Annotated in this window: 16 protein-coding genes, 1 tRNA gene and 1 other RNA gene; 3 read left to right on the forward strand and 15 right to left on the reverse strand. The window is 66.8% G+C overall.

Going from position 1 to position 16,717, the window contains the following annotated elements; translation table 11 throughout:
* Positions 1 to 44: 44 nt before the first annotated feature.
* Positions 45 to 554, reverse strand: coding sequence for an IPT/TIG domain-containing protein (locus QMK22_RS11985; RefSeq protein ID WP_283497880.1), 510 nt, complete (start codon positions 552 to 554; stop codon positions 45 to 47).
* Here QMK22_RS11985 and QMK22_RS11990 point away from each other — a divergent pair.
* Together QMK22_RS11990 and QMK22_RS11995 are read left to right on the forward strand one after the other, a co-directional pair.
* Positions 523 to 1,122, forward strand: a complete 600-nt coding sequence (locus tag QMK22_RS11990; RefSeq protein WP_283497881.1) for a hypothetical protein — start codon at positions 523 to 525, stop codon at positions 1,120 to 1,122. The two genes, QMK22_RS11985 and QMK22_RS11990, sit on opposite strands and share 32 nt — an antisense overlap.
* Positions 1,119 to 1,637 (forward strand): hypothetical protein, encoded by a 519-nt coding sequence (locus QMK22_RS11995; protein WP_283497882.1) that lies wholly within the window; start codon positions 1,119 to 1,121, stop codon positions 1,635 to 1,637. Before QMK22_RS11990 ends, QMK22_RS11995 begins: the two co-directional genes overlap by 4 nt.
* Here the strand turns inward: QMK22_RS11995 and QMK22_RS12000 are convergent, their stop codons facing one another.
* From QMK22_RS12000 to ffs, 4 genes are all read right to left on the reverse strand, one after another.
* Positions 1,638 to 2,894 carry an acetate/propionate family kinase gene (locus QMK22_RS12000; RefSeq protein WP_283497883.1) on the reverse strand — a complete coding sequence of 419 codons (1,257 nt, stop codon included), beginning with the start codon at positions 2,892 to 2,894 and terminating at the stop codon, positions 1,638 to 1,640. It abuts the gene before it with no gap.
* Positions 2,891 to 5,107 (reverse strand): phosphate acetyltransferase, encoded by a 2,217-nt coding sequence (gene pta / locus QMK22_RS12005; protein ID WP_283497884.1) that lies wholly within the window; start codon positions 5,105 to 5,107, stop codon positions 2,891 to 2,893. Before pta ends, QMK22_RS12000 begins: the two co-directional genes overlap by 4 nt.
* 61 nt (positions 5,108 to 5,168) lie before the next feature.
* Positions 5,169 to 7,637, reverse strand: coding sequence for a phosphoketolase family protein (locus QMK22_RS12010; RefSeq protein ID WP_502857597.1), 2,469 nt, complete (start codon positions 7,635 to 7,637; stop codon positions 5,169 to 5,171).
* A gap of 222 nt (positions 7,638 to 7,859) precedes the next feature.
* Positions 7,860 to 7,956: signal recognition particle sRNA small type (gene ffs / locus QMK22_RS12015), an RNA gene on the reverse strand.
* Positions 7,957 to 8,076: 120 nt separating this feature from the next.
* On the opposite strand from ffs, the gene QMK22_RS12020 reads away from it, so the two are divergent.
* Positions 8,077 to 8,164 (forward strand) — tRNA-Ser (locus QMK22_RS12020).
* A 102-nt stretch (positions 8,165 to 8,266) separates the two neighbouring features.
* Here QMK22_RS12020 and QMK22_RS12025 read toward each other — a convergent pair.
* The 10 genes from QMK22_RS12025 to QMK22_RS12070 all read right to left on the reverse strand — a co-directional run bounded on the left by QMK22_RS12025 (position 8,267) and on the right by QMK22_RS12070 (position 16,591).
* A complete protein-coding gene (locus tag QMK22_RS12025; RefSeq protein ID WP_283497885.1) occupies positions 8,267 to 8,779 on the reverse strand; it encodes a mycothiol transferase in 513 nt (170 codons plus the stop codon).
* A gap of 77 nt (positions 8,780 to 8,856) precedes the next feature.
* Positions 8,857 to 9,213 (reverse strand): hypothetical protein, encoded by a 357-nt coding sequence (locus QMK22_RS12030; RefSeq protein ID WP_283497886.1) that lies wholly within the window; start codon positions 9,211 to 9,213, stop codon positions 8,857 to 8,859.
* Positions 9,213 to 10,283 carry a DUF6177 family protein gene (locus tag QMK22_RS12035; RefSeq protein WP_283497887.1) on the reverse strand — a complete coding sequence of 357 codons (1,071 nt, stop codon included), beginning with the start codon at positions 10,281 to 10,283 and terminating at the stop codon, positions 9,213 to 9,215. Before QMK22_RS12035 ends, QMK22_RS12030 begins: the two co-directional genes overlap by 1 nt.
* 31 nt (positions 10,284 to 10,314) lie before the next feature.
* Positions 10,315 to 10,833, reverse strand: a complete 519-nt coding sequence (locus tag QMK22_RS12040) for an Imm61 family immunity protein (protein WP_283497888.1) — start codon at positions 10,831 to 10,833, stop codon at positions 10,315 to 10,317.
* Between the two features lie 42 nt (positions 10,834 to 10,875).
* Entirely contained in the window at positions 10,876 to 11,346 is a 471-nt protein-coding gene (locus QMK22_RS12045; RefSeq protein WP_283497889.1) for an ADP-ribosyltransferase family protein, read from the reverse strand.
* A 68-nt stretch (positions 11,347 to 11,414) separates the two neighbouring features.
* Positions 11,415 to 13,106, reverse strand: coding sequence for an ADP-ribosylglycohydrolase family protein (locus tag QMK22_RS12050; protein WP_283497890.1), 1,692 nt, complete (start codon positions 13,104 to 13,106; stop codon positions 11,415 to 11,417).
* Positions 13,103 to 15,490 carry an ADP-ribosyltransferase gene (locus tag QMK22_RS12055; RefSeq protein WP_283497891.1) on the reverse strand — a complete coding sequence of 796 codons (2,388 nt, stop codon included), beginning with the start codon at positions 15,488 to 15,490 and terminating at the stop codon, positions 13,103 to 13,105. The genes QMK22_RS12050 and QMK22_RS12055 overlap by 4 nt, the downstream gene beginning before the upstream one ends.
* Entirely contained in the window at positions 15,490 to 15,849 is a 360-nt protein-coding gene (locus tag QMK22_RS12060) for a DUF6507 family protein (RefSeq protein WP_283497892.1), read from the reverse strand. The genes QMK22_RS12055 and QMK22_RS12060 overlap by 1 nt, the downstream gene beginning before the upstream one ends.
* A 74-nt stretch (positions 15,850 to 15,923) precedes the next feature.
* Complete coding sequence (locus tag QMK22_RS12065) at positions 15,924 to 16,244, reverse strand: pore-forming ESAT-6 family protein (protein WP_283497893.1); 321 nt, start codon at positions 16,242 to 16,244, stop codon at positions 15,924 to 15,926.
* An 11-nt stretch (positions 16,245 to 16,255) separates the two neighbouring features.
* Positions 16,256 to 16,591: a hypothetical protein gene (locus tag QMK22_RS12070; protein ID WP_283497894.1), complete on the reverse strand. Its 336-nt coding sequence runs from the start codon at positions 16,589 to 16,591 to the stop codon at positions 16,256 to 16,258.
* Positions 16,592 to 16,717 lie beyond the last annotated feature (126 nt).

Consider the following 16,717-nt stretch of genomic DNA (forward strand, 5'->3'; position numbering starts at 1 on the left):
ACGTGCGGCCCCGGCGGCGGGGGGTCGGCCGGGGCCGCACGGGTCTAGGAGAGAAGGTGCAACTTGCGCCCTCTGATTGTCAGCAGCGCTGCGCCGAGGAGGAGAACGAGAACGCTGAAACCGGCGGCCAGGGTTCCGTTGAATCCGGTACTGGCCAGGTCACCGCCCGCGTTGGCAGCCGCAGCGGGGGTGACGATGACTGCCGCGGGAACGTATTCGAACCCGTCCGTGAGCTCGCCGGTGCCGCACGTTGCGGAACCCACGACGGTCACGTCGACCGTTCCGACGCCGGCCGGAGCCACCGCCGTGATGGTCGAGTCATCGACGACCGTGAAGCTCGTTGCCGCGACGCCGCCGAACAGAACGGCCGTGGCGCCGGTGAAGCACCAACCCGTGATGGTTACCGAGGTACCACCGGCTTCGGGACCAGAGTCCGGGTCGATCGTAACGGCGGCCCTGGCCCTGTGCGCGTCGGGACTCATCGTTTCGCCGGCGGCGCACGCTGCTTCTGATGCCCCACCGGTGCGCCCGTCGAGTCCGAGCGAACAGATCATTCGCGGCAGCAACCTGGAACTACTGTCGATCGGTGATCAGGCGGAAATGGCGCGGGTCAGCTGGACCGATTCGGTGGAGTGGCAGGTCGGGGTCACCTCCACCACGACCGAGACGGGAAGCGTCGTCGTGAACCTGATCGGGACCGGCAGTTCCTTGCTCGGCCTCTTCGACACCATCAGCAGCTGCCCCGAACGCTGGGTACATCACTCCTGCGCATCGGGGGCGACCCTGATCAGTGCACCGGCCGCCGTTCCGGTCGACGGCATATCGCGGCAACTGGCCCAGTTTGACGCTGCAGAGAACACCTGGTTCATGATCCGGCTCTGGCGGAATCATTCGAACGACATCGGAGCGGAGACCGTTCAGCTTCGGCTTCGCGCATCGGGGGCCAGCGGCGAACTCACCGCATCCCCGGCACGGGTTGCATCCCTGCCCGGCACCGGAACGAATATCTACCTGCCCGCGATCGTGTCGGGTGGCGCCATTACGCTTGGCCTCGCCACGGCGGGCCTAGCGCGTCTCACCCGCCGCTGGTGGCCGGCCGAGCCCGAACCGCAGCTTCAATGAGCGCCCGCGCGGGTCGCACCGCCGCGGTCGGGTTCGCGGTGACTGCCGTCCTGCTCGTCGGGCTACCGACATCAGCAGTGACCGAGGCGAGTTTTGCGGATGCCGAGCACGCGACAGCCACGCTGACCGCCTTCGTGGTGCCCGCACCCGTCATTGACACGTGTGTGGCGTCGAGCCTGCTGGTATCGCTGAGCCTGACGCCGCGAATCAGGATTACCTGGCACTACCCGGTGACCGGGTTCACCGGCTCAGACGCCCGGTATTACTTCTCAAGCTCGGGCATTCTCGGTCTTGCCTCCGTGTTACTTGGGAACGGTGTGACCACGACAGGGCCCTCCTCGGGCACCTACACTTCAACGTTCCAAGGCTCACTATTGGGCGGGCTGCTCGGCGGCACGGCCGATGTCGGTGTGGCGGCCGTGCACTCCAGTGGCTGGGTCTCGCTGGTTTCGAGCGCCCACGGCACGTTCCCGTTGTTGATCGGCACGGGAACCTGCACGATCTCCAACTCGTAGTTACTCCGGAGCGACAGTAGCGAGCGTCTGGCGGGCGATCTCGAGCTCCTCGTTGGTCGGAATCACCAGCACGGTGACCGCAGAATCATCGGCGCTGATCACGCGGGCACCCCGTTCGGCGGAATTGTTGCGCACCGGATCGATGCGGATCCCCAGCGCCTCCAGCCCGGCGAGGGCACGCTCGCGCACGAGCGGCGCGTTCTCGCCCACTCCGGCGGTAAACGAGATCACGTCAACGCGCCCCAGCTGCGCGTAATACGCTCCGACATAGCCCTTGATCCGGTGCACGTACACGTCGATCGCGAGCTGCGACGGTCCGTCTCCCGCGGCCGCGGCCACGATAACGTCGCGCATGTCGCCCCGGCCGGTGAGCCCAAGCAGACCGCTGCCCCGGTTGAGCAGCTTGTCGAGTTCAGCAAAGTCGAGGCCGGCCCGACGGTGCAGGTGAAAGAGCGCTCCCGGGTCGATATCGCCCGACCGCGTTCCCATGACCAGGCCCTCCAGCGGAGTCATCCCCATGCTGGTCTCAACCGAACGACCTCCTGCGACGGCGCAGGCCGATCCGCCGTTGCCGAGGTGAAGCACGATCTGGTTGAGGTCTTCAATGGGGCGGTCCAGAAAATTTGCGGCTTCCCGCGAAACGAAACCGTGACTCGTTCCGTGAAAACCGTAGCGCCGAATACGAAACCGCTCGGCCAAATCGGCGTTGATCGCGTAGGTGAAGGCCTCGGGCGGCAGCGTCTGATGAAACGCCGTGTCGAAGATGACCACGTGCGGTATATCGGCAAATGCGGCAACGGCCGCGACGATCCCCTGCAGGGCACCGGGATTATGCAGCGGCGCCAGCCCGGACAACTCGTCGATATCGCGTTCAACCTGCGGCGTCACCAGGGTCGGCTGGTGAAAACGTGCTCCGCCGTGCACCACCCGGTGCCCGATGGCCACCGGCGTGTGCATGGCGAGCGACGGCCCGTGCGTCGCAAAGGCTTCGAGCATCACGGCGAAGCCGGCCGTGTGGTCGGGAATGGGCAGCTCACGCTTCCATTTTTGATCAGCGGATGCCGGATTGTGCGTCTCCGCCGCCGCCTCGGCCGCCGATACCGCGGCTTTCACCCCGGCGATGGAGTGCACGGCGTCGCCGACGACCTCGCCGATGCGTTCGACCAGGCCACTGGCCAAAGTGGTCTCGGTGTCCATTTCGATGAGCTGGTACTTGAACGAGCTGGAGCCCGAATTGACGACCAGAACCGCGGTCATCGGGTCACTCCGTTCGACGTGGTGAGCGCCGGCGTTTCGGAGCCTGCTGCACCGGCCAGCCCGGCCGCCTGAATGGCCGTGATGGCGACGGTGTTCACGATGTCCTGCACGAGGGCGCCGCGGGACAGGTCGTTGATGGCCTTGCGCAAGCCCTGCAAGACCGGGCCGATCGCGACGGCACCGGCGCTGCGCTGCACCGCCTTGTAGGTGTTGTTGCCGGTGTTGAGGTCGGGAAAGATGAACACCGTGGCGCGGCCGGCCACGCTCGAACCGGGCATCTTTGTGGCCGCGACCGCGGCATCCGCTGCAGCGTCGTACTGAATCGGGCCCTCAACGAGCAGGTCGGGGCGCCGTTCACGCACGAGAGCGGTTGCGGTGCGCACCTTGTCGACGTCGGCGCCCTCACCGGAGGATCCGGTGGAGTAGGACAGCATCGCGATGCGCGGCTCGATACCGAACTGCACGGCCGTCGCGGCGGCGGAGATGGCGATGTCGGCGAGCTGCTCCGCGGTGGGCACGGGGATGACGGCGCAGTCTCCGTAGACGAGCACGCGGTCGGCCAGCGCCATCAGGAAGACGCTCGACACCACCCCGACGCCGTCCTGAGTCTTGATGATCTCGAAGCTGGGGCGAATGGTGTGCGCGGTCGTGTGGGTGGCACCGGAAACCATGCCGTCGGCGAGACCGAGCTGCACCATCATGGTACCGAAATAACTCACATCGGTGACAACCTCGTTGGCCTGGTCCAGCGTGATGCCCTTGTGGGCACGCAGGTGCATGTATTCTTTGGCGAATTTCAGGCGCAGCACGTCGTCGTACGGACTCACCACCTGGGCCTTGGAAATATCGAGGCCGAGGCCGATAGCGCGTGAACGCACCTCGAATTCCTCACCGAGAATGGTCAACTCAACGACATCGCGGCGCAGCAAGGTGGCGGCGGCGCGCAGCACACGGTCGTCCTCCCCTTCGGGCAGCACGATGTGCTTGCGGTTGCTGCGTGCCCGTTCGAGCAGCGCGTACTCGAACATGAGCGGGGTGACGACCTCGGTCGGGGTCACGTCGAGACGGTCGAGCAGTGCCGTGGCGTCAACGTGCGTCTCGAACAGGGCCAGTGCGGTGTCGTGCTTGCGCTGTGAATCGGCGGCGAGTCGCCCACGGGTGCGGGTGATGCGCATGGTCGTGTCGTAGGAGCCGAGCTTGGTCATAATGATCGGCAGCGAGGGCGCGAGGCCCTCCATCAGGCGTTGGATGGCCTCGGGCAGCTCGAAGCCGCCGTTGAGCACGATGCCGGCAATCGACGGGAACGTGGCCGAAGCATTGGCGAGCAACACGGCCAGCAGCACGTCTTCACGGTCGCCGGGCACAACAACGACGGCGCCCTCAATGAGGCGCGGCAACACGTTGACCATCGACATCGCGGCAACGACAACACCGAGCGCCTCGCGAGCCAGCAGCGCCGGGTCGCCCTTGATCAGGGTTCCCTCGGTCGCCACCATGATGCTCTGCATGCTCGGGGCCACCAGGTAGGGGTCTTCGGGGATGGCCCAGATCGGCACCCCGAACGCTCCGCCCGAGCGCGCCGGCTGGGCGTTGGTCGTGGCGCGCACCGCGTCGATGATCTCGGCCAGGGCCGTTTCGTCGGCCCGGTTGACGATGATCGCCAAAACGGATGCGTGTTCGTCGCGTAGTTCGGCCAGCGCAACGTCGGTCTGGTGGCCGATGTCCACGGCCGAGCGGGCGTCGCTCTGCCCGAGGCGTTCGCCCTCGCCGGGGCCGGCTCTACCGCCGAGCACGAGGAGTACGGGCGCACCGAGGTTCGCGGCGATGCGAGCGTTGAAGGCGAGTTCGGTGGGGCTGCCGACATCGGTGTAGTCACTGCCGATGACGACGACCGTGTCGCACAGCGCTTCGATCGCCTTGTAGCGCGCAACGATGCGGGCCAGGGCTGCCTCGGGGTCGGTGTTGACGTCGTCGTAACTGACACCGATGCTCTGCTCATAGGTTTGCCCGGCCGCAACACCGGGGCCGGCATTGGCCTGAAGGTGACGCAGCAGAAGTTCAACGACATAGTCGGGTTCGGTCGCGGTGCGGGCTACCGGTCGAAATACCCCGACCCGCTCCACCAGATGGGTGAGGGTGTCGAGCACGCCGAGCGCGATCGAAGATTTGCCGGTATTACCTTCGGCACTGGTGATGTAAATACTGCGAGCCACGATGTCCATTCAAACGTTTTCGGGTTAGTAGAGTTTCGGGCCAGGCCCGGTCGGTAGGGGGCTACACGTTGTCGCTGCCCGTCTCGGCAGCGGCGGGGGCGGCATCCGTTTTCGACCAGGACCAGTCGGCGACGTCGGGAAGATCTTCCCCGTGGTCGCGGGTGTATTGGCGCGCGGCCAGGCGCGCATCCTGCATCTGCTGCCGGAGTAAGCCGGCGCGGGCGGCGAGACCGGGGGTGCGGTCGATGACGTCCATGACGAGGTGGTATCGGTCGAGATCGTTGAGCATGACCATGTCGAACGGGGTCGTTGTCGTGCCGTTCTCTTTGTAGCCGCGGGCATGCAGGTTGTCATGACCGTGCCGTTTGTAGGTGAGCCGATGGATCAGCCACGGGTAGCCGTGGTAGGCGAAAATGATCGGCTTGTCGGGCGTGAAGACAGCATCGAAAGCGCTGTCGCTCAGGCCGTGCGGATGATCGTCCTCGGATTGCAGGCGCATGAGGTCGACGACGTTCACGACCCGCAACTTGAGGTCGGGCAGGTTCTCCCGCAGAATCTCGGCGGCGGCGAGCACCTCCAGGGTCGGTACGTCGCCGGCGGCGGCGAGCACGACATCCGGTTCCTCACCGGCAACTTCGGTGCCGGCCCAGTCGAAGATGCCCAGTCCGCGGGTGCAGTGCGCCACGGCCTCTTCCATGGTGAGCAGGTTCGGAGCCGGCTGCTTACCGGCCACGACGACGTTCACATAGTTGACGCTGCGCAGGCAGTGGTCGTAGGTGCTCAGCAGCGTATTGGCGTCAAAGGGCAGGTAGACCCGCACGACGTCGGCGCTCTTGTTGACGACGTGGTCGATGAAACCGGGGTCCTGGTGGCTGAATCCGTTGTGATCCTGCCGCCAGACGTGCGAGCTCAGCAGGTAGTTGAGGCTTGCGATCGGCGCCCGCCACCCAATCTCGGCGGTGACCTTCAGCCATTTGGCGTGCTGGTTGAACATGGAATCGACGATGTGAATGAACGCTTCGTAGCAGTTGAACAGCCCGTGCCGCCCGGTCAGCAGGTAGCCCTCGAGCCAGCCCTCGCACTGGTGCTCGCTGAGCATCTCCATGACCCGACCGGCGCGTGCCAGGTTGGTGTCGCCGGGAAGCATCTCGGCGTCCCACTGCTTGTCGGTGGCCTCATAGACCGCGGGCGCCAGCCGGTTTGACGCGGTTTCATCCGGGCCGAAGATGCGAAAATTGTCGGGATTCAAGCGGATGACCTCGGCCAGGTAGCCGCCGAGCACTCGCGTCGCCTCGCTCAGCGTGGCGCCGGGCTCAGCCACCTCGATCGCGAAATCGCGAAAGTCGGGCAGGTGCAGGTCTCGGCGGAGCAGTCCGCCGTTGGCGATCGGGTTGGCGCTCATGCGCAGGTCACCGGTCGGGGCGAGGGCGCGGATCTCTGCCACGGGAGCACCGTGTTCGTCGAACAGTTCTGCGGGACGGTAGGACAGCATCCACTGCTCGAGCAGGGCCGTGTGGGCGGGAGTGTCGCGGGCGTTTTTGAGCGGCACCTGGTGCGCCCGCCAGGTGTTCTCCACCGGCACGCCGTCAATAATGGCGGGGCAGGTCCAGCCTTTGGGAGTGCGAAGAATGATCATGGGCCAGCGCGGGCGGGCGAAATCTTCGTTGTTGGCGGCGGCTGCGGCCGCGGCAGCCTTGATGTCAGCGATCTGGTTGAGCACCAGGTCGAGCGTCTCGGCCATGCGGGCGTGCACGAGCATCGGGTCTTCGCCGTCGAAGCCGCCGGCGACGATATAGGGGGTATGGCCGTAGCCGCGCATGAGGTCGAGCAATTCGTCTTCGGGGATGCGCGCGAGCACGGTGGGGTTGGCGATCTTGTACCCGTTGAGGTGCAGGATGGGCAGCACAACGCCATCCTGAATCGGATCGATGAACTTGTTCGAGTGCCAGCTGGTGGCGAGCGGGCCCGTTTCGGCCTCGCCGTCACCGACGACCGCGGCCACGAGCAGGTTCGGGTTGTCGAACGCTGCCCCGTAGGCGTGACTGAGCGCGTAGCCGAGTTCGCCACCCTCGTGGATGGAGCCGGGCAGCTCGGGCGAGGCATGACTGGGGATGCCACCGGGAAAGGAGAACTGGCGAAACAGCTTCTGCACGCCGTGGGCGTTCTGCTCAATGTTGGTGTACACCTCGGTATAGGTGCCGTCGAGGTAGGCGTTGGCGACCATTCCCGGGCCGCCGTGGCCGGGGCCGGTGATGTAGATGGTGCTCTGGCTGCGTTCCTGAATGGCCCGGTTGAGGTGCGCGTAGAGAAAGTTGAGACCGGGCGTGGTGCCCCAGTGGCCGAGCAGGCGCGGCTTCACGTGGTCGCTGGTGAGGGTCTCGGTGAGCAGGGCGTTGCCGAGGAGGTAGATCTGGCCGACGGCGAGATAATTCGCGGCCCGCCACCATGCGTCGATACTCGCGAGGGCCGATGCGCTGAGCGGTTTTGGCGCGCGCGAAGGCCAGGTCATGGTGCCGGAATCGTCGATCATCGGTCCTCCGCATTGTCGCGCGGCGACATAGCCACGCTTCTTCCATCCTATTGAGCCTCAACATTGCACCAAGTGCCAAAGGTCCCGACTCCCGCGTCGTCGGCCTAATGGGGGCCATTTTCTCAAGCACTATTTCAGGCGAGAGCGGGAAAAACGTTGTTATGGCGGTGCTGAAGCAACCATTTTTCCGCTCTCGCGGGGTATCGGGGCGGGGGCGGGCATAGAAAAGACTCCTCGCGCACCTGCCAGAGCTCAGTTACCCTTGCTACGTTTCCGTCCTGGGGGAATTGGCCGAGATGACACCACGCGAGGAGCCGACCCTTAGTTTAGGGCACGCGGCGAAGCGGCACCAACCGGGACCGTCTGCGGGGGTGGCGGCAGCACGCTCCGGAAACAGGTAAGATTCTCTGGTGCCGTTGCTTTATTGCAACGGCGGCCAGGAGAATTCGCCTAGTGGCCTATGGCGCACGCTTGGAAAGCGTGTTGGGTGAAAGCCCTCGGGGGTTCGAATCCCCCATTCTCCGCCAGAAGTATCACCGCAGTGTGTTGGATCGGGCGTGCGTGTGCGCCAGACACCAGCGTTTGCTGCTCACGCTCGCGCGTGAAGCGATCGGTGCGTGAAACGCCGGTCAGCTGCCGGAACGTTCCGCGAATCCGCGAATGAAAGCGGCCTGGCCGGCATGCTCGAGGTCGTCGTCGAGCACACTCACCAGACGCACTCCGCGGGTGACCGGCGGGGTCCACCGGCGGTCGATCACGTCATCGAGGCTGTCTTCGGCGAGAGTCTCAAGGTAGGCCACGGTTTTTGCGTGCACGGCGTCGTAGTAGCCGCCGAGTCGCGCCGCGTCGGCGCGCACGGCGGCCACGTCGGCGCTGGACTGGCGGTAGCCGGTGGCTGACGAGTCAAACGGCAGTCCGAACCGTTCCTGCCAGCCGTCCTGGGTCCAGACCTGGTCGTGGCCGGCGAGTTCGGCGATGTGGTCGTCTTGCACGCGGGTGAGGTGCCAGATGAGCCAGGCGATCGAGTTGGCGTCGGCATCCGCTCGAAAAGTGAGGGTGTCGATGCTCGCGTCTTTGAGGGTCTCGTGCACCGTTCCCTGGACGCGCCCGAAGGCTTCGATGAGCAAGGCGATCGAGTTCATGGTGCTCCTTCGTGAGGTGTACCCCCCACGCTACCGGCCAGCGCTGACATTAGCGCAGCTGCGCGGTCACCTCGGTGTCAGCTCAGGCGCTGTGCAGCACGCACGAACAGCTCGCCCTCGACCACGCCGGCGAGCGCCCGCGCTATCCGCTCGCCCAGCTCGCCCGGGGCGCCCCGGGGCGCGTACAGCTCGGTCCAGAATGCGTGCGCCACGTCGGGACGAACGCCGAGCAGCCGCTCCACGTCGTCTGCCACGTCGAAACCCTTCGTGGCCAGCACGGTCACCAGCGCCGTGCCGTCGGCGGAACACACCTGGGTTCCCCCGCCGCTCCACACGGTGCGCACACCCAGGTTGGGGTCGATGTCCACCGCGGCCATCAGGTGGTCGGCCAGGTCGATCGGCCGCGGCGACAGGATCACGAGTTCGTGGCTCATCAGGCACCTCCCCGGCGCGCATCAGAGGCGGCATCCGGCAGGCCGAACGCCTTCGCCACGTCGACGGCGCTGAACTCGGCCGCCACGTCGACGAACTGCTGCCAGCTGCCCCGCCCCTCCTGGGTGAACGGCAATACGAGTGACGGGATGCGCGCCCGACCGGCGCGGAATGCGCCGAAGCGAGCGGCGACATCCGCCAGGTTGATCGCGAGGTCCTGCACGGCGCGCGGGCCGAGCACGACCGCCACCGGCACCGGCGGCGCCGCGAGAACGGGGTCGATGGACAGGTCGGCACGACCACGCAACAGAAAGGCGGATGCGACCAGCACCGACTGCGCATCGGCCAACCGCCCGAGAATGGCCGGCGCCTCCTCGATCCGGGTGCGCGCCACCGCCTCGTCTTCGCCGAGGGCCACGAGAATCTTGGTTTCCTCGGTGACACCGCGGGAGCTGCGGCTGATGCGCACCGTGGCCGTCATGGCGTGTTCGCCGCGCCCGGCCACGTAGATCTTCGATTCGCGCGGCATGCGGCCACGCACGAACCGCGTCACGTTGTCGCGGTTCCAGTGCAGGCCGGCCGGTTCGTTCACGCCCCAGGCCACGGGCACGGCGTTGGCGAGTTGCCCGGCGAGCAGCTCCACCGAGCCGCCCAGTACGGTCTTCTCGCGCGGCGGGTGATTCACGGATACGGTGATCTGCAGCCAGCGCTGCGTGTTCGGCACCGGTGCGAAGTAGTCGGCCGCCGCATCCGGCATTTCGGTCGTCGAGGGCCGAAAAGCGTCGTCGAAGGTGGCGATCGCACGTCCGGTGAGGGCGTCGCGCAACGCCCCGTCGGCCCGGCGCACCACCCAGGCGGCCCCGATGGCGGCGAGCAGCTGCAGCATGCCGAACGTCACCCGGGACTCGGGAGTCGTCACGAGCATCAGGCGCTTGCCCACCCCTGCGGCGTCGATCGCGAGGCTCGCGAACCCCTCGGTCGCCGCCACGAGAGGCGCGTCACTGATGGTGGCCACGTACCCGTCACCCGCAAAGTCGACAAGCGGATGCTCCACGCTCGCGTTGTCAGTCACCGATTCCCCCGCCCGTTGCCACTGGTCCACTTTAAGGATATGCGAAGAGTGGGCCGCCCGACGGACTCAGCGCCGACTCGATGATCTCGGCGACACTCGCCGTGGCGAAATGGGAGAACTGCACGTCGGGCTGAGGACCATACGGGTCGCGCTTCACAAACCGGATCGACGAGCCGTGACCCACCACGATGGTCACGATGCCATCGTCTACGCAACCACTGATTCCGTCGGCATACTCGCCTACGCGACCGGGTACGCGCAGCACCGCGAGGCCTTCCCGCTGCCGCACGTCGTCGGCGAGATCCACGGCCAGGTACCGCTCGATATCCGTCAGGTCCGTCGATTCCATGACAAATCGTTTCGGTTCGCTCCGCTCGGCCCTGGAGAGCCTGAACCCGTGTTCCCGGCTCCCGCGAATGTAGAACCGAATTTCGCCGCCGACGTCCGCCACGACGACGGCGTTCTGCGGCGCACTCCATGCGATGGCGTACTCGGCTCGATCGACCCACTTCGTGAACTCCGGCGACAGCTCAATCGCTTCGTCAGTCATGCTCTCATCAAACTCACGAGTTGGGTCCTCTGTTGCAGGAGATCAGAGGGGAAGGTCGGCGGTGAACTTGCCTGGGGACGCGACAGGCATGGCCGCCTCGGCAAACGCGGCGTCAATGCCGGCCTCAACGACGCTCCTCAACTCGTCGCGGGTGGCGGGCCACCCCGTCGGCGTCGTCGGAGCCTCACCGACGCTGATCTCCTCGACCACACAGACCTCGACCGCGGGTGAGGCCAGGGTGAAACGTTCGATGCCGAGCAACACGGTTCCGGGCAGCAGAACTGTCTCCTGTTCGGCCGGGTTGCCCGAGAGTGGCGCAAGGTCGCGGCCCGTGCGCGTGAGGACCGCCAGAAGGATGGGCGTGTCGAAATTCTCGGTGGCCACCCGAGGGTTGCGCGACGCCGCGACGAGTCCGATCAGCGTGACCGCTCCCGCGCCCGGATCGACGCGAAGTCCGTGGAACACCAGCCCCGGGCGGGGCGGAATCTTGTCCAGGGTCGCGAGGAATTTCATCACGGGTGACTGCGGATCGGCCGTTGACATTGCGGGGCTCTCGTCTCTTGCGTCGGGTGGGTCTTCCATCATCTCGCTCCGGCGAGGGCATCGGCTACAGCGCGAGTCGTGGAGAGTCCTTCGACCCCGGCCACGAGCGCAGCCGGCAGGGCCGACTCCCCGTGCAGCGCTCCGAGAATGTTGCCGCAAATCGCACCTGTGGAGTCGCTGTCACCTGAGTGCGTCACCGCGAGGGCCAAGGCATCCGCTACCTGGTGGGCGGCCGGATAGGCGAGCGCGCAATAGACAGCGATGCCGAGGGCCTCTTCGGCGATCCAACCGGCCCCGAGCGACTCGAGCGCTTCGGTGGCGGGAGTTCCGCGGCGCCACTTCAGGAGGGCTAGCTCGAGCGCCTGCGACGAGTAGTTGGCACCGTACCCTTCCTGGGAATCGGCGTAGTCCCGCGTCGCCAGAACGCTCTGCTCCAGCTCGCCGCCCGCGGCCAGCAGACGCACGAGCAGGGCAAGCGCGCCCGCGGCAACCTGCGCCACCTGATGCCCGTGGGTGATGGCAGCAGCGGATGCCGCGGCGGCGAAGGCCTCCTCAGGGCCCCACCGCAGAACCAAACCGAACGGGGCGCTCCGCATCACGGTGCCGCACCCCTTGCTGTCGTTATGCGCGTCCGGCACCGAAACGCTGCGATCCGTAATCTGCGACAGCGCGCCCATGATCGTGTTTCCGGGAGCCCGACGAGCGTAGAGCCAGCGTTCCCTCATCAACCCGGGCGCCGTGTCCGCTGGATTCGGTCGGCTCTCCCAACCCTGCTGGGTGTCGAACCAGCGCAGGTACGCCAGCGCGAGCGCGTTTCGCGTGGCGAGAGGATCGCTCGCGAGACCGGGCTCGTGCGCGAGGGCATCCGCTGTGAAGAGGGTCATTTGCGTATCGTCGCTCACTGCGCCGACCTCGCCGGTCGGCAGGGCCAGGTAGTCGCGCACACCCGCCTGTCCGACCACGCTCAGGATGCGGTCGACCGGCCAGAACTCCACGGGATAGCCCAGGGCATCGCCGATGGCACCGCCCACGAGACAACCCCGTACCCGATCGCGGTGCCGCTCCGCGGCCGCGGACTGTCGGGCGGCCAAGGCTGTCGGGTCGGGGACGGCCAGCGCGTTCGCCGCAGCGATCAGGTCGGCAACCGGGTGGGCGCAGGCACGCGACAGGGCGACAGCGTCGGACTCGAGCGCGATCTCTACCCGTACCCCCTCGAACTGATCGGGACCCACCAGCCTGTAGCGGTTGCCGTCGGCGGGAGGCAGGATCGACAGGGGCAGCGCCCGGGCTTCGATCCACTCGTCGCCCCACGCCGCCGCCCCTAACAGCCACAGTGCGGCCCGTGTGAGTAGCTCGGCATCGCGGAAGACGCCGATCTCGCGCTCCGCATCGGCGCCGCCGGTCGACAGGTGACTCTGATGAGCCTCAAACGTGATGGCGACAGACGATTCGAACGGCACATCGACGGTGACGCGATTCGCGGACAGCAGTAACGACGAACCGGGAATCCGTTGCACCATCTCCTGCAAGTGTCGCAACACGTATGCCAGCCGCTCGAGCAGGATTTCGTTGCCCGACTGCGGACCGCCCATGGTGTCGATCCATTTATTGAAATTGATCGGGTGGCCCAGTTGGCGCTCGGCCTCGGAACGGATCCCGGAGCGCAGCAGAAGCACCCGGGCGCGGACCCTCGCCGAAGCCTCGGCGTTGAGGGGCCCCACGGGGGTCATTTGACGATCTCGCGCAGGTCAATCTGCCACTTGCCGGCGACCTGCTGCTTGTTCAGAACCTCAAATTCGGCTCCGCGCTGGAACAGGATTTCCACCTCGTGCTTGAAGGCGGAGAACGGATTGACGTCGACTCCGGTGCGGCCGTGAATCGTGAAGACCACGTCGCCGGGGAATGCCTTCGTGGAGTCGATGGACGAGCTCACGAACGCGGGGTCCGACCACGGCTTACCCACGACGAAACCGTCCAGGAAGCCCGGGAACGACGTGACGCCCCGCCAGCTCGTGGCGTCCACCGGCGGCAGCTTGGAGAGACCGGCGGTGGTCGCGTCGATTCGCGCTTCCAGGGCGGGCACGTCAGGCGTGTGGCCGAGGTCGCGCAGGTACCCGTTCATCTCCGTGTACGACCCCGTCGTATAGTCGTGCACGCCGATCACTTCGCTCTTGGAAAGGGTCGGATACGCGGCCGAGACTTCGGCGGCCCAGGCGTCGAGCTGCCCGGCGGCTATGTCGCCGGTGCCTCCGATGCGATACTTCGCATCGATGGCCGACAGGTCGGGAACCGCAGGCGTTACGGCCGCAGCACCCGGCGGCGGGGCGAGCAGATCGCTGTGGGGCGGCACGTGCGCTGCAGGGGGCGTCGATGCGTCAGGGGCGTGCTCTGCAGGGGCTGAACCGTCAGGAGTCGCACCAGCGGGAGCGGCGCCGTCAGGAGTCGCACCAGCGGGAGTCGCACCGTCAGGAGTCGCACCAGCGGGAGTCGCACCGTCAGGAGTCGCACCAGCGGGAGTCGCACCGTCAGGAGTCGCACCGTGGGTGCCTCCGGCGGGAGTGTCTGCGACCTGACCCGGCGTCGTGGCTGGCGTGTCGACGTGATTCGCGGCGGGGGAAACCGGCGTGTCAACGTGCGGCGGGTCGGCGAGGGTGTGCAGGGTGTGGCCGCCGCTGCCGGGGTCGCCGATGGCGAGGCGAGGCGGGGCGCCGAAGACGGCGGCATCGGGTGTGATCGCGGCGAAGCCAGGTTCGATGCGCACGGTGGGGATCTGGTCGGCGAGGGAATGCATCGCTTGGGCTAGCGACGCGCGCCCGATCGAGGCGCCGCCGGCGATGTTGAGTTTCGCGGCGTCGCCGAGCACGGTGAGGCCCTGGCCCGCGTGCAGCGTAAGGGACATCGCTCCTCGAGACGCCACGTTGACACCGGGCAGCACCACCTCGGCCACGTGGGCGACAACCAGCCCGGCCTTGCCGCCGATGGAGGCCACCTTCGCGCCGCCGGCCGCCACTCCGGCACCCGGGATGAAGAACGAGCCGATGTTGAACGTCGTCGCGCCGAGCGCACCGGCCGGGTTCTCGGCCCACTGGTCGGACGCGACCATGCCCTTGACCCCGGCGAGGAGCTGCTCCTGCGAGCCGTTGATGAAATCCTGCGTTCCGTGCAGCCACTCTGGCACGTTTTTCTGCGGCACGAGGCCGACGGCGATGCTCACCGGACCGGCCAGCACGAGACCGGCACCGAGCATGCCGAGACCTGACCAGGCCTTACCGGCCATGTCGCCGTCGCCCCAGTTTCCGGTCGCCGCATTGTACGAGAACAGTGCTCCCAATCCTTCGACCGAGCCAACGACGGCCCCGCCGAAGCCCTTGCCGAAGTCCACGATCGCCGCGTCCGTCGATTCCGAACACGAGCGGTCGCCCTCGGTCGCTGCGCCCCACGGCAGGGTCACGCCTTCAGCGTTCAGGTCGGCCGCCGTATACGGCACGACACCAACCACACACTGGTCGGTGCGCAGGCCGTTGATGGCGTTCACACAGTCCGCGCGAACCTGGTCGAGCGCCGCTGCCTCGGCGTTCACTCGCTGGATCAGGTCTGCGTTCTCCTGCACGGAGGGCTTGTGCTCACGCCAGCTGATCGTCTGCGGGCCCATGTCCGAGAAATCCGTGACCATGAAGCTGAGCATTCCCGCCTCGTAGGCCGGGTGGTCCCCATCCCAGATGTCCACGGTGACGCCGCCGGACACCCGGGCGACGAACGCGCGCGCCTCTTCGCGGATCGCGGCGAGGCGGGTCTTCAGGGGCGCCACCTGGTCGGCGAAGTCCGCGATGATCTTCGACACGGCGGTGAAGGTCTGGCCGAGCGCGGCGGAATCCACCGAGACCGGGTTCATCACGTCGAGAAGTTCTGGCGATTCCGGGGCGACATATACACCGGACAGCGCCGCCCACTGGGTGACCACGGCCGCGCCCTTTTCGGTCACGGCGGTTCCTGCGGTCGAGAACCCGGTCGCGGAACCGGCGATCGCCGGGGGGTCGATGTCGTCGCCCGGAATCATGTCGGGCCTGATCAGGTCGCCGTCGACCTGGCAACTCGTCACCGTCATGGCGGCCATCAGGGTGTTCCGGACGTGTCGAAGAACGACAGGTCACCGGATGACGCGGCGCGGGTGGCCGCCGTCTGCGCGGTGGCCGCCATCTCCTCATCCCCCTGGATGTAGCCGATCGTGGCCGTGCTCGCGCCGAGCGACCCGGCGGTGATGCGGTTGCCGATCCCGGTGAGGCGGCCCTGCTCGCTCTCCATCAGCGCCTGGATCGCTGCGGGGACATCGGCCATGTTCGGGCCTGCGCCGGCGGCGAGTTCGGCGAACGACGTCGACGCGGAATCAAGCGCCGTGCGCAGTTCGGTCGCGGCGGTTTCCACCGAGGCGAGAACGGACTGCACTCCGGAGGGGTCGATACTCCAGCCGGTCATGCTCCCTGCCCGCCGGCGAGCGGGTACGACGACGGAGTCCACGCCTGGGACCGGCGACACGACACGATCTGTGCCTATCCGATGTTCTGAACGGCCGAACGACCGCGGGCGAGAGCCGACTGGGCGGTCTCATCGTTGGACGCGAGCGAGGAGCGCAGCGCTGTGATGATCTGCTTCACCTGCCCGGCCACGGTGTTCCAGCGAATTTCCTTGGACGCGTATTCCTCCGACACGCCGTCGGCTTGGTAGTCGGCCATCATAGCCTTCACGTCGCCGTCACGCTGGTCGATCAGGGCCTCGAGCCGGCCCGCGATCGCGTTGAAGTTGTCCTGCGCATTCTGTGATGCTGCAATATCGTAGTCGCGACGATCCGTCGCGTTTCCGCCTGTTGCCATGAGCTTGCCCCCTATCCCCGTGAACCGAACCGTGCCGAGTCGAAACCCGCCCCGGCTTGTGCTGATGTCGTCTGGTCGGCGAGCTCCTGGTCGGCCTGCCCGAAGGCGAGGTCCTGCCCGGCGATACCGGTGAGGATCGACGACAGAGCGCCGTTCAACTCGGCGGAGATGGAATCGGTCTCGTTCTTGAAGCGGTCGAACGCGGCACGCCCGGCACCGTTGAACCGTCCCTCGAGCGGCGCCGCGGCTTCGAACAGCTGCTTCACGAGCGACCCCAGGTCGTCGGACGAGGAACTCGTCTTCTTCGTCAGATGCGACAAGACGTCAGATCCCATTGCGAATTTCATGCCGGCCATCGAGAGCCCCCCAAGGTTTGGTGAGTTCTCAGGATAGGGTACCCAGATCAATAAAGCGCGGACGTGCGCGTCCAGCTCTCGAGCGCGTGCCCCGACGCCCGCCTGGGCGACCTCGCG

Origin of the sequence: Cryobacterium sp. PH29-G1 (assembly GCF_030063365.1) — a bacterium.
Classification (GTDB): Bacteria; Actinomycetota; Actinomycetes; order Actinomycetales; family Microbacteriaceae; genus Cryobacterium.